The sequence below is a fragment of the Chitinophaga sp. RAB17 genome (assembly GCF_052114225.1).
Classification (GTDB): domain Bacteria; phylum Bacteroidota; class Bacteroidia; order Chitinophagales; family Chitinophagaceae; genus Chitinophaga.
On sequence record NZ_JBFREI010000011.1, the window covers coordinates 74,611 to 88,941 of the forward strand.

The 14,331-nt window shown below is 47.6% G+C and carries 7 protein-coding genes; 6 read left to right on the plus strand and 1 reads right to left on the minus strand.

Going from position 1 to position 14,331, the window contains the following annotated elements; genetic code table 11:
- Window positions 1–81: 81 nt before the first annotated feature.
- On the minus strand, window positions 82–3,483 hold the full coding sequence (locus tag AB4Z08_RS28185; RefSeq protein WP_441577129.1) for a M60 family metallopeptidase: 3,402 nt from the start codon (window positions 3,481–3,483) through the stop codon (window positions 82–84).
- A 457-nt stretch (window positions 3,484–3,940) separates the two neighbouring features.
- Between AB4Z08_RS28185 and AB4Z08_RS28190 the strand changes: the two genes are divergently transcribed.
- The 6 genes from AB4Z08_RS28190 (at window position 3,941) to AB4Z08_RS28215 (ending at window position 14,238) form a co-directional block, all read left to right on the plus strand.
- Complete coding sequence (locus AB4Z08_RS28190; protein WP_441577130.1) at window positions 3,941–4,525, plus strand: RNA polymerase sigma factor; 585 nt, start codon at window positions 3,941–3,943, stop codon at window positions 4,523–4,525.
- A gap of 107 nt (window positions 4,526–4,632) precedes the next feature.
- On the plus strand, window positions 4,633–5,823 hold the full coding sequence (locus tag AB4Z08_RS28195) for a FecR family protein (protein ID WP_441577131.1): 1,191 nt from the start codon (window positions 4,633–4,635) through the stop codon (window positions 5,821–5,823).
- A 248-nt stretch (window positions 5,824–6,071) separates the two neighbouring features.
- Complete coding sequence (locus AB4Z08_RS28200) at window positions 6,072–9,563, plus strand: SusC/RagA family TonB-linked outer membrane protein (RefSeq protein ID WP_441577132.1); 3,492 nt, start codon at window positions 6,072–6,074, stop codon at window positions 9,561–9,563.
- Window positions 9,564–9,574: 11 nt separating this feature from the next.
- Window positions 9,575–11,008 (plus strand): RagB/SusD family nutrient uptake outer membrane protein, encoded by a 1,434-nt coding sequence (locus AB4Z08_RS28205; RefSeq protein ID WP_441577133.1) that lies wholly within the window; start codon window positions 9,575–9,577, stop codon window positions 11,006–11,008.
- A gap of 81 nt (window positions 11,009–11,089) precedes the next feature.
- Window positions 11,090–12,031: an ABC transporter ATP-binding protein gene (locus AB4Z08_RS28210; RefSeq protein ID WP_441577134.1), complete on the plus strand. Its 942-nt coding sequence runs from the start codon at window positions 11,090–11,092 to the stop codon at window positions 12,029–12,031.
- On the plus strand, window positions 12,031–14,238 hold the full coding sequence (locus AB4Z08_RS28215) for a Gldg family protein (RefSeq protein ID WP_441577135.1): 2,208 nt from the start codon (window positions 12,031–12,033) through the stop codon (window positions 14,236–14,238). The genes AB4Z08_RS28210 and AB4Z08_RS28215 overlap by 1 nt, the downstream gene beginning before the upstream one ends.
- The last annotated feature ends 93 nt before the right edge of the window (window positions 14,239–14,331 follow it).

Genomic DNA, 14,331 nt, shown 5'->3' on the forward strand with positions numbered 1-14,331 from the left:
CCGGTTGTTATAATATTTCAAAAAAACGGATAGCAGGAATCATACTACCTGCTATCCGTTTTCAATAATAAACAATTGGTTTTATTGCTTGACCAGTTTCACAAAAGCTTCCCTTACATCCTGTTTAATAATCACAAAGTATACGCCGCGGTTCAGGTCATTACCAAAACGCGCCGGTTGTCCTGCCGGAAATTTCAGTTGTTTGATTTCCCTGCCGAAAAAATCCAGTACGAATACCTGTATCTCTTTATTGCTGCTATTCGTCACCGTTAATGTGAAATCACCGTTGCTGGGATTGGGATAAGCCACAGCGCTCAGCAATCGGGCCTGTAGCGGGGCATCATGATAGGTGGCTGCTATACACGTATCACTTTGTTGGATGGTGGACCAGGTAGCTACTTCCCGGAAACTATTATCTACTTTGAGTTCCACGCTTGCAGGCGCGTTACCGGCATTCGCCTGTAACAGGTACTGGCCTCCCAGGAATAACATCGTTTTTTCAGATCCGGCGGCGGCGTACTTAGGCAACTGACTATATCCTTTGGAAGTGGCATCCAGCGAGTCTGTGTTGTACCATATCTTCACCCCAAACGTACCATTCCCTCCTGCTCTCCGGGCTGAAACCTTTAACTGCAGCAGGTCAGCAGGTGTATATACAACAGGACTACCGCTCAATGGAATGCGGAATAGCTGACTGCTGCTCAGCGAATTCCCGTTCAACTGTTGATTCAGCAGGGTGCCGGATGCTACGGAGGTTCCATTCAGTATCAGTTCCGCACGCAGGTCCGCTCTCCTTCCGTTTACGCCGTTATTAGTCGTTCCCGCAAAGAGACTAACGGTATTGAATACACTTTTCTGATACTGTACCGTCACGTTCTGCACGGCTATATTTTGATTGCCTGCACGGTCAGTGGCTGTCCACCTGCGGAGGATGAGGTAATTGTAGTGCGCTGCTTTTGTGGTGTCAGCGTCCTGCAAACTGCTGTCTGCATAAATCACTTCTGCCGGTATGCCACTATTGTCTGTAGCGGCGGCATAACCGGTAATAGCCGGTGCTGCCGAAGTATTGTAGTCAATTGTTGTATCAGCAGGTACAGTCAGCAATGGCGCTATGGTATCTACAATATCAATCAGCAACACGGGCCTGGTTTTCACATCTGTTACTTCCCTGGAAGAAAAGGTCGCGTCATTTGATTGCCCTGACACGGATGAGACCACGGCTAAAGTAAGTGTTTTATCGCCCGCCAGTTCCTGCAATACAGGCCCTGTGATATCCCATTCTACATAACCTGTTTTCTTACCCGGCTGGCTGGCCAGTAAAGTGGTGGTAGCAGGCTTATTATTCCAGGTGATGCCCGTTTCTGTCCAGCTATCATCCTCACATTTCCAGATTTGCCATTGCGTGCCGCCAATCGTTGCACCGGCGCCTGCAATGTTCATCCGCAGCCTCGCGGTGTCAATATTGGCGAGGTCTTTTACGTCCAGCTTCAGATAGGTAGTTCTGCTAAAGCCGCTGTTACCATCCTTTTTCACTACCAGGCTCAGGTCCCTGCCATAATTAGTATTGGCAGTACCACCATCACGCACATACGAATCAGCGATGGGGAAAGTACCACCTACAACAATACCGCTGCTGGCAGAAAAAGCTACTGTTCCATCCTGGTAGATCACTTTTGCCAGGAGACTATGCGTGCCGGCTGTTGGATGCGCCCAGTTGAAGCCATAAGGCGCGGTGGCAGAAGTACCTATTTTTATACTGTCTGCATAAAACTCCACCAGCTGCACAGGGCTGTTAATCACAGCAACGTTGGCCGTAAAAGGTATGGCTACTCCCGCAGCAAAGGCCGAATAGTCTGCCGGCGCAGTAAGACTAATAGCATTCAATGTAATATTCACAGGTGCAGAAACGGCACTTTGTCCTCCGGCAATGGTAGCTTTCGTGGTCAGTGTATAACTGCCCGGCGCTGCATTATTCCAGGCGAAAGAATAAGGCGCAGTTGTATCTTCTGACAGTTTTGTGCTGCCCTGGAAGAATGCTACTTTGGTTACTTTCCGGGGTCCGAAAGCGGTGGCATTGATCAGTATCGTATCACCTGCCGCATACACGGTATTTGAAGCCGGCATGGTGATAGCAGTGGCCACATCATCTCTTAGCAGAGAGGGATCGACTGCGGGTGCCGGCAGTCCCAGTGCGTCCAGTTCTGCGTAAATAGATGGACTCACATTCAGCCCCCAGGTTTTGAAGAAGTTGCCCAGGTTTTCGCCACTGATCTGACAGGCATAGATCATGAACCCGCGCATTTCCGCTTCGTCGCCACTTGGAGAAGGCGCTTCATCCCTGCTCCTTTTATGCAGCGTATGGTAAAAGGAGTCTCCATAAGCCAGCCATAGCTGATGAAACATACCTAGTCTTACAAAGAGTGCGGTGCTGCTGGCGTTAAAATTCTTCGATGCAGATGGTTGTGCCAGGTACGTAAAAATATTATTCCAGTCGCTGGCGCCGATACCCGGATCATTCGGATGGATGGCCCGCTTGGCCGCCAGGGAATAAATATTTACGCATACTTCAATACAGGTAGACCATGTCCAGCTATAATGCTGATGATGATGCCCTATTTCATGGAATACACCCCAGCCACCACTGTTAAGGATATACGAAGGCGACAGGATCCAGTTAATATTACCGGTGGGAATACGTACACGACCCAACGAAGTGGCATCAGGATTGCCACTGGCTTTTTCCAGCAGCATCAGCTTATTCTTCAGGAAGGGTGCGTGCACGGGCGTACTGTTGTCCAGACCGCTGATATCGCCTTCCGCCTGCATCACCTGGTCTATCAATTGCAGCAATGTATCCTGATTTTCGTTTTTATACTCCGTTGCCTTCACCCGCGATACCACAATAAATACACGGTTCGCTACCAGTGTAGCATTGGGTGACAATGTATCTGCGGCCAGCATATTCAGCCAATCGTTGTGCGTGGTGGCTCCCAGGATATAGAACGGCATTTCCTGGTAACCACTCTGGAAGGTCACCTGTACTTTGTTGGCCTCCGATGGATTATCAGCAGCATACTGCAAATAGAGATCTCCTCCATTTACATTCGTGATGGTATTAACGCCGGCGGTGAGCGTATAGGTGCTCACGGTTTGACGGTCGTAAGTGCCTACAATCAGTTTAGGTAAACCGGTACCACTGATCTGGGTGACGTTTAATACCAGGGGGGTATTGGCGGTAGCCCTCAGTCCTACCGGTTCATAGTCTGCTACCTGCAGGGAAGTTTTGAGCCGGCCGGTTTCTTTGGCGGTGCTGGGCACCTGCGTCAGCTCCCATTGGGAACGGCTGATCATTTTAAAGCTACTGTCTTGCCCCAGGGGAATCACCTGGCTGGATGCAGCTGGTAATGATTGGGTGACGGCCTGGGAACATAACGGCATACCTGCCAGCATGGCCAGCAACCGGGTAATAAGATGTTTTTTCATGTTGATAATAAATGTTTCGACAACCGGGTAATCGTTCACTGTTGGAAGACATATTGCCTCCATTCCGATAGGGCATCGGCCGGGTTTCATTTGGTTGTCAGGGTTTAGGAATTACAAGTTTCTGGATATATAAATGTGGTAACGAGGTGGAGAAATAGTCACCTGTGGCGATCGGGTACAGATAGTGTTCATCGGGTGGATTTTGGTTTAATAAATTGATTTACTATATAAAAGTACCCGTCATTTTTGGACCTGCCACAGGTCAAAACGTTCATTTGTACAGGAAGATTGATACAATGGAAAGATAATATTCAGCATTAATATTTTATCTTGTCTCCACATTTGTTATTTTGTCGATGATACCAATGTCAACATGTGAATATCAATCAAACTACGGCGAATCGCCTGTCTGTTTTTTATTACCATCTCATAGCCAGTATTATAAAATATCATTTAATTGAGCGACGGTCATTCTATTGATGCTCCTGACCTTTATAAACGCGTTGCCAACGGTGATGAAGCGGCGTTTAGGAGCCTTTTTGAAATGCATGCACCACGGCTGCTGGCCCTGGCAGCCCGTATTACGGGATCCGCTGCGGTGGCAGATGACCTGGTGCAGGATACTTTTTTAAAAATATGGCTCACCCGCGACCAGCTCACGGAAGTAATCCATCCTGCCGCCTGGATAAAAAAGATCTGCTTTTTCCTGGCAGTGAACTATGTCCGCCGTCAAACGATCCATGATAAAGTAATAGATGCGGTAGCGCCAAAAAGCGCCATCCCGGCTTCCGACACCATCGACTTCCAGCAGTTGCTGCAACTGGTCAACAAAGCAGTGGCACAGTTACCCGAAAAACAACAACAGATCTATCGCCTCAGCAGAGAACAGGGATTGAGCATCGCGGAAATTGCCACACACATGCAGCTGGCTGTCAGCACGGTCAAAAATCTGCTGGTGATGGCGTTGAAAAGTATTCGCCAGTCCCTCCAAAAAGCCGGTTATCCCCTGCTGCTGGCCCTATTCATTGATATCCTCAGCTAACGTGAAAAAAACTTTCTTTTTTTTCGGTACCATTCTCCCGCTCAATTGTCTGGTAATAGAGAGAGGGAGATAAAAGGCTTCGTTTACCTGTATTCACCACACATTAAATGGAACAGAACACCCGATTACAATATTTACTGGACCGGTTAGTCCAGCGCACAGCCACCACGGAAGAACTGCTGGAGCTCACTACCCTGGTAGAACAGGATAGCGATACCATTAGCGAGGTGGAATCGCTGCTGGAAGCATCAGAAGAATCAGCACTGCCGCCATACGATCATCCGCACTGGATGTCAGTGGCCGACAAGATCCTGCAGGCCGATAAGCTTTCAGAGCCGGTGAGCAAACCCGTATACCGCATCCACTTCCTGCACAAGTGGGGCTGGGCAGCGGCGGTAGTGCTTATGCTGGGAACAGCCGCCTACCTGCTGAATCATTACCAGCAGCAAAAGCCTCCTTCCGGCATGGCTACCAGAGCCGCACCGGACGCCACTCCTGGCAGTAATGGTGCCATATTAACGTTGGCAGACGGCTCAAAGGTGGTACTGGATAGTATGGGTAACGGTGAGATCACTACCCAGGGCAATACCCGTGTAGTACTGAAGGATAACGGGCTCCAATACACGCCCGGTGGCAACCGTACCGAAGCCACAGCTTACAATACCATCACTACGCCCAACGGCAAACAATTTAAGGTGGCATTGCCGGATGGCACCCGGGTATGGCTGAATGCGGGCAGTGTACTCCAATTCCCGGTGGCATTTAGCGGCAAAGAAAGACTGGTGGAACTCACGGGGGAAGCCTATTTTGAAGTCGCCCAACAGGCAGCCCAGCCGTTTAAACTGAAGGTGCGTAAACAGCTGGAAGTGGCCGTACTGGGAACCGGATTCAACGTAAATGCCTATACGAATGAACAAAATATAGCGACTACCTTAATAGAAGGGGCTGTTCGCGTATCCCTTACCCATGAAGCATCCCAGCCGGTGATTTTAAAACCGGGGCAACAGGTACGCTGGGAAAATCAACAGTTGAAAATGATACCCGATGCCAATGTTGAAAGAGCCATTGCCTGGAAAAACGGCTTATTCAATTTCGAAGGAGTGGGTTTAAGAGAGATGATGCGGCAGCTGGAACGCTGGTACAACCTGGAGGTGGTATATGAAGGAAATGTTCCGGATGTACACTTTTTCGGAGAAATGAGCCGGTCATTAAAGCTTTCGGATGTGCTGGCGGGACTGGAAAGTGCAGAAGTGCATTTCCGGCTGGAAGAAGGCCGGCGGCTGATTGTAATGCCTTAATATAAAAAATACTATGCCTGAAATAAAAGAAACAAATTAACACAACAGGTCAACCAACATAAAAAAACCGGAAGTGCGACTAACACTTCCGGTCACCTTTGATCGCTCAAAGGGTTGTTCAGTTGATCTTAAACAGGGTTTCGCGACCGCCATTATTAACAACCAAACGCTGCAAATCTATGCAAAAAATTGCTTACTGGAGCCGTTGGGACTTGCCATGCCGGCTCCCAACCAAAATGCTCCGGATTATGAGACTAACAAGTGTCCTTCTTCTTGCCATTTGCCTACATGTATCAGCCAGCACATTTTCACAGTCCATCACCTTTTCAGGGAAGGAAGTGCCAATGGAAAAACTGTTTGCCACCATTAAAAAACAAACAGGATTTGTGGTATGGGGTAAATCGGATCTGCTGAAACAGGCGGCAGCGATTTCTGTAAATGTTCGCGACATGCCGCTGCTGGCCTTTCTGGACCTGGTCATGAAAGACCAGCCCTTTAACTACAAAATTGCCGGCAACACGATTATGTTGTCTGGTAAACGACTCACGCCAACCGATGTAGCAGAAGACCTTGCCGGAAAAGAATCTCCCGTAACCGGCCGGGTAACTGATAGCACCGGTGCCCCGTTACCTGGCGCCACCGTGATGCTGACCGGCACCAATCAAACTACCATTACCAATATCGAGGGTAATTTCACCATCGCTGCATCCGCCGGCCAGGTGCTGCGCTTCAGCTTTATCGGATTCAAAACAAAAGAACTGGTAATAACAGCGGCGATGCTGAAAAGTGGTAACACTGGGGCCATTACGCTCTCGGCTCTCACCTCCAACCTCACAGATGTAAATGTGACCGCCAATACCGGCTATCAATCTATACCGAAAGAACGGGCCACTGGTTCATTTAGCATTATCACAGAAAAAACGCTGGGCGCCCGACTGGAAACCAGTATCCTCGACCGGCTGGAAGGCACCGTACCCGGACTGTTTATGCAGAATGGTACCGTTACCATCCGCGGACTCTCCACCATATACGGCAACCAGGCACCACTTTATGTAGTGGATGGTTTCCCTTATGAAGGAGATCTTAACTTTATTAATCCTGCAGATGTAGTGAATGTGACCGTGATGAAAGATGCCGCCGCGGCTTCTATTTATGGCACCCGGGCCGCCAATGGCGTTATCTCCATCACCACCCGCTATGGCAGCAGCAGGAAGATGACAGTCAACTTCAGCAGCTCCTTTTACCTGCTCCCTAAACCGGATATTGGTTACCAGCATCTGCTCAACTCACCACAAATGGTGGACCTGCAGCAGGAACTGTTTAATATCTGGCATCCCACTTATGATGAAAGGACGCTGAGAAGTGCGCAGCCAAAAGTGAATGAGGCGTTGTATCAATATGAACAGCACCTGATCACCAAAGCAAAACTGGATGCAACGCTCAACAGACTAAGAAGTTCGGATGGACAAAGCCAGATAAGAGATCTGCTGATGCGGAACTATTTCCAGCAACGGCATGCCTTCTCTGCCAGCGGCGGTAACGACGTGCATCAGTATAACCTGAATATGAACTATACCGGAGACCGCGGCTATGCACTTAAGAATACCACGGAAGCCGTCAACATCGGCTTAAAAGATAAAGTAAAAATATTCAAATGGCTGGACGCAGAAGCAGGGATATTTACCAATATCGCTAATGGTAAATATGCCCGGGATTATCCACCCGGCTTTTACGGAAGCATGCCGTATGAAGTGCTGCGGAACCCTGATGGTAGCTCCTCTCCCTGGAATAACCTGAAATCTGCCTACGAAATAGACCGCTTAAAAAAACTGGGACTGCTGGATGAAACCTACAATCCACTGGATGAAATCGATAAAACTGATTTCAGATCCCGCTCCAATTACTTCCGCTTACAGGGTGGATTTACTGCGAAAATCATTAAAGGACTTAGCCTGGATTTGAAATATCAGACAGAACGCGGCGCCGGTAACTATGCACAATTCTTCAATTCCGATTCCTACTACGCGAAGAACCTGATCAATGATGCCACACAAATCATTAACGGCGTGATCACTAAGAATGTACCGGATGGCGGACAAATACAGGAAATAAGATCCAACAACAGATCTTATACGGCCCGCGCCCAGCTTAACTTTGACCAGCATATCAACACCCGCCACCATATTTCCGCCTTGGCAGGTACAGAAAGAAGAGCAGTAATACAGGAAAACACTTCTGTTTTCAGAATGGGCTACAACGACAATAACCTGCAATTCCAGCCAGTTAACGAAAGTATATTGGGGAATTTAAAAGGAACGGAAGCCATTGGTGGTATTATCTTCTATAACTACAATGATAGAAATTATTTCACCTATACAGAAGACCGCTATATCTCTGCTTATGGTAATGCCGGCTATACTTATAATGATAAATACAATGTAACAGGTAGCGTGCGTATCGACAATTCCAACCTGTTTGGTACAGATCCCCGTTACCGTTATCTGCCCCTATGGTCTGTAGGTGGTAGCTGGAGGATATCAGAAGAAGATTTTCTGAAGCCTGTTTCCTGGCTCAGCAGCCTCAGTATCCGTGCTACCTATGGTTTAAGCGGTAATGTGGCACGGACCGTAGGCCCCTACCTGCAGGCACAATCTTTTTTTGTGAAGGAAGCAAATACCACGGGCTCCAACATCATTTATCCTCCCAACAAATCACTGAGATGGGAAAAGACAGCCATTACCAATATAGGTGTTGACTTTGCACTATTTCAACAACGGATTTCCGGCTCCATAGATTACTATATCCGTAAGAGCTCGGACTTACTGGGAGATAAAGCCACTGATCCTACCAATGCGTTCCCTTCTTCGTTGATAAACTTTGGTAGTTTGAATAATAAAGGAATAGAACTGGCACTCCATACACAAAACATTCAGCACAAACATTTCTCCTGGAGCAGTCACCTCGCACTTAGCCTGAATAAAAACAGGATGACAGCAATTAACACCAAAGATCCAAGCGTTCTCGGAATGACCAGCGGATATGGTGTAAACCGCATGGGCTATCCCATGGATGCAGTCTTTAGCTTCCAATCTGCCGGACTGGATCCTACCAATGGTACCTTACTCCTGTATGATGCTGCCGGGAAAGTGGTAAAAAACTACGATCAGGCAGGCGCCCCTGTTGCCAACATGACGGATATTAACGGACTGGTATATAGTGGCACCATGCGGCCAAAATATACTGCCGGTTTTACCAACACTTTCACATATCATCAGCTCACCCTGAATATCATGATCATCGCCAACGGAGGGAATGTAATACGGGATGTAGTGCCCTTTATCGGCTACGGATTTACCTCGCGGAATACGGATAACCGCGTGATCAACTTCTGGCGCAAACCCGGAGATGAAAAAATTCCGGGTACCATTCCCGCACCAGATCTCAAAGGTAGTTCTGATTCTTACTACAGCCAGACCTGGTATGCTGCAGACCAGAATGTACTCAAGGCAGACTATATCAAAGTAAGGGATATTTCATTGTCTTACAATTTTGCATCGATGTTATCGCCGATGAAAAAAATCTCCTCCGCGAAATTAACACTGCAGGTACAAAACCCTTTCCATTGGTATAGAAACGCTATTGGTATTGATCCGGAAGCCTACTCTCCTGCTTCCAACTATGCCAACAGAACAGCACCGGTAATGCCAGGTTATATGGCAGGATTAGATGTCACTTTTTAAAACCAACAGCCATGAGGAAAATCCATCTTACTATCATAATATGCCTGGTGATATTGTCCGGTTGTACCAAATTCCTGGACATTAAGCCTAAAGATAAATTTATCCCGATAACAGTAGCCGATTACGAAGGTCTGCTCAATTCAGCCAACAATCTCAATTCCGGTGATTACTTCTGGGACCTGCTCTCCGATGATGCTTTCCTGCCAGAGGGAGAACCAGGCAACCTGTTCAGCAAACAAGCGCTATCGGGCAGAAAGATCTATACTTTCAATACACTTCCCTATTCAGAAAGTAATACCGACTACGAATGGAGCGAAGGATACAAAAGAATTTTTTATAGTAACACCATCATCAATAATGTGATGGATGCCACAGAGGGGACAGAAGCCACTAAAAAAGGTATCCGCGCAGAAGCCCTCCTGTCCCGCGCTATGGAACATTTACTGCTGGTGAATATATACGCACATCATTATGATGCTGCCACTGCTGCCACACAGCTGGGTATTCCTATTGCGCTGATTGCAGACATTAATGCCAAATTCAAAAGAAACACGATACAGGAAGTATATGACCAGGTGATCAGCGATATCAATACAGCCATACCCGACCTGCCACTCGATCATAAACTGACGAAGTTCAGGGGCTGCAAAGCCGGTGGCTATGCAGCTTTAAGCAGGGTTTATCTTTTTATGGGCGACTACGCCAATGCTAAAAAGAATGCGGACCTCACACTTTCCCTGCAGTCAGAACTGGCTAACATGAATGATTATAAAGTGATCATTCCCGGTCCCTTTCCCAATGTACCCGGCGCACCAGTGGGGTGGACAGATATTCCGGATTGTCAGTACAACAAAGAAACGATTGTGGCACGTCACTTTCTCCGGCCCTTTGGTTTGGGGATGAGTGTTTGCGCCTCTCCCGAACTGACGGCACTCTTCAGCAACGATGACCGCCGCTGGATGCTGTATTATGCAGATGGCTGGCCACCAGCACCACCTTTCAACTACATGAGTCGCTATCATGTAAAAATATTTCTGCGGGGCGATTATTACAGCAACTATCTGAATGTACCGGAGATGTACCTGGTAAGGGCAGAATGTAATGCGCGCGCCAACAATTTATCGGCCGCACTCGATGATATTAATAAATTAAGATGGAACCGCATTACACCCGCTGCCTATAAAGCCTTTACCCCGGCCGATTTCAGCAATGATGCAGAAAAAGTACTGCGCTTTGTACTGGAAGAAAGAAGACGGGAACTGGCCTTCACCGGTATGCGTGTAATTGACCTGAAACGATTGAACAAAGAAACCCGGTTTCAAAAAACGGTGACCCATATAGCAGAAGACAAAACATATGAACTGCTGCCCAACAGTAATAATTATTTGCGTCAGCTATGGCCGGCAGCCACCATTTTCAACCCGGACTGGCCACTGAATCCTTAATGTTTTTGTCCTGATTCCTATTCCATGGGTGCCGGTGATGCCGGCACCCTTACTTTCCTGTTGACTTAATCAAATCAGAAAATGCAAGATAACATCGTTAAAATTGAAGGACTCTCTCACCGGTACAGTAAAGACTGGGCAGTGCAGGATGTCAGTTTCGACATCAATAAAAAAGGTATTGTAGGATTACTCGGCTCCAATGGCGCCGGCAAATCCACTACCATGAATATTCTTTGTGGTGTACTCAGTCAAACCCTTGGCAAAGTACTTATTGAAGGCATTGATATGCGTACGCACCCGGAAGAAGCCAAGAAAAGAATAGGCTTCCTGCCACAAAATGCACCCTTGTATTTAGAACAAACCGTAGATGAATACCTGACCTATTGCGCGCATCTGCGGTTCGTAGATAAACGGCGCATTAAAACCGCGGTAGCGGAGGTAAAAGAAAGATGCGGCGTAGCCCATTTCAGTAATCGCCTGATCGGCAATCTCTCCGGCGGATACCGCCAACGCGTGGGCATTGCACAGGCATTGATTCACAGGCCTCTGCTGGTTGTACTGGATGAACCCACCAACGGTCTCGATCCCAACCAGATCCTGGAAGTAAGACAGTTGATCAAAGAAATCGCCACCGATCGTGCTGTTATCTTTTCTTCCCACATTCTCTCTGAAATACAAGCCACCTGCCAGGATATCATCATGATTGAAGGCGGCAGGATGGTGTTCAAGGACACGATGGAATCTTTCAATAATTACATCGAACCGGATAGCCTGATTACCACCATGGAAAATCCTCCTTCGCTCACCATCTTACAAAAAATAAAAGGCATTAAGGAAGTGGAGTTGCTGACAGATAAATCCTTCCGCATGCACTTTGAACCAGCAACAGATATCTCCGAAAGCATTGTGGAACTGAGTGTACAGAACGGATGGCGCCTGAAAGAAATCACCCTGGAAAAAAGTTCGCTGGACGCCATCTTCGCCCAGCTATCCAATAAAAAAACTAAACCTGCTTTACAGTAATGAGAATAATTATCAGAATCGCCCGGCAGGAGTTGAGCCTCCTTTTTCATTCACCGGTAGCATGGCTCATTTTAATTGTGTTCCCGATACAAATAGGTATTGACTACCTGCACTATATCCAGATGATTGGCCGCGCACAACGCATGGGCAATCATTTTACAGAAGTGACCGCCATGGTATTTGGCGGCAGGGAAGGTTTTTATCCCGGCGTAAAAAGTACGCTTTACTTCTATATTCCCTTATTAACCATGGGCCTGATCAGCCGGGAAACACATAGCGGATCTATCAAATTATTATTGTCCTCCCCTATTAAAGTCAAAGATATTGTGCTGGGAAAATACCTGGCCATGATGGGATATGGCGCACTCCTACTGGTGATTATCTGTTTATACAGTATCTCCGGTTCCTACTTTATTGAACATATCGACTGGCAACTATTGTCATCCGGTGCGCTGGGACTGTATCTGCTGATCTGTGCCTACGCGGCCATCGGTTTATTCATGTCTTCCTTAACTACCTACCAGGTAGTGGCAGCGATCAGCACACTGGCAGTACTGGCCCTGCTGAACTTTATTGGTGGCCTGTTTCAGGGTAATGATACGGTAAGACATATCACGTACTTTATGTCTATCTCCGGCAGAACAGAGCAATTCATTGCCGGGTTAATCAGTTCCGAAGATGTACTGTATTTCTTCCTCGTCATCGGCTTTTTCCTGACGATTACCTGCATGCGTTTGCAGGATCAGCGGGAAGCTAAATCCACCTGGCTCCGTACTGCCAGGTACATTGGTCTGGTCGCTTTCTGTTTCCTTGTTGGCTATATCAGCGCGCTCCCGGCAGCTACCGGTTATATTGACATGACCGTTACCAGGATTCATACCCTGGGTCCACAAAGCCGCGAACTGGTAAAGAAAATGGATAAGCCATTGAAGATTACCACCTACGTTAACATCCTGGATGATAATTATTACCTGGGCTCTCCAGAAAAGAAAAGTGCGGATGAAAGATTGATGATCCCCTACCGCCGGTTTATGCCCAACCTGCAAATGAACTATGTGTACTACTATGATTTTGGTGATAACAAAAATCTCTATAAAAATTACCCGGGAGAAACAGATGCCGCCATTGCCAAAAAAGTAGCGGACATACAGGACCTTGACTTTAAAAAGGTACTGCCACCAGCCACTATCCGGAAAATGGTAGATCTGCGGCCGGAAGAAAACCGGCTGGTCCGACTGCTCCAATATGGCGATGGTCAAACCTTTCTACGGTACTACAATGATATGATGATCTATCCGGGTGAGCGGGAATTTACTGCGGCGCTGAAACATATTGTCACCCCTTCCCGGATTCCTGTGGTTACTTTCCTCACCGGTAATGGAGAGAGAAGTATTGCCAAAGCCGGAGATGCGGCGCTGAAAACGTTTGTAAAAGAAGGCTCCTTCCGTGCTGCGCTGATCAACCAGGGCTTTACGGTGGATACTGTTAACCTGGATCTCCAGCATATTTCTCCTAATACTACCATACTCGTGATTGCTGCGCCACAAACGGCGTTTTCTCCCCAGGCAAAGGAACAGCTACAGCAATACCTCGCCAGTGGCAGGAACCTGTTCCTGATGACGGAGCCCGGATCACAGGCGGTGCTGGCGCCCTTACTGCAGCAACTGGATGTACATGCCGGCGATGCTACTGTGCAGGAAGAAAGCAGGGACTATGCATCGGATTTCATCCTGTCTCATTTCTCTGATAAAGCTGGCGCCATCTCACCGGCATTGGGAGCTTATCAGGCCGACAGTGGCGTTGTATCTGTATCAGGCGCCGTTAACCTGCAATATGGTACCACGCCTGGTTTCCAGGTAGTACCACTGCTGTTATCGAAAAATAACCAGCCTCTGGTCATTGCCATGGAAAGAAAACAAGCCGGAAAAACGCAGCGAATTATTGTTGCCGGCGATGCCGACTTCATGAGTTCCGCAGAAATTTCCCGTAGAAAGCCATCGGTATGGAACCAGCCATTTGCCACAGAAATATTCCGCTGGTTTACCTATGGAGAGTTCCCCATCAATACCGGCGCAATGAGGTCGAGAGATGTAATAGACAGCGATGATGCAGGTATCCTCACCATGYGGATATTTTTCTTTGGGGTGATCCCCGTATCGTTGCTGCTGCTGGCAACAGCACTCCTGATTTACAGGAAAAGAAGATAAGCTTAAAACCAACCCGTCATACAAGGTCGCTCCGGATGGAGCGGCCTTTTTTTATAGTATTGCTCCCACAGCCTTTGTCGCAAATAGTTTAAA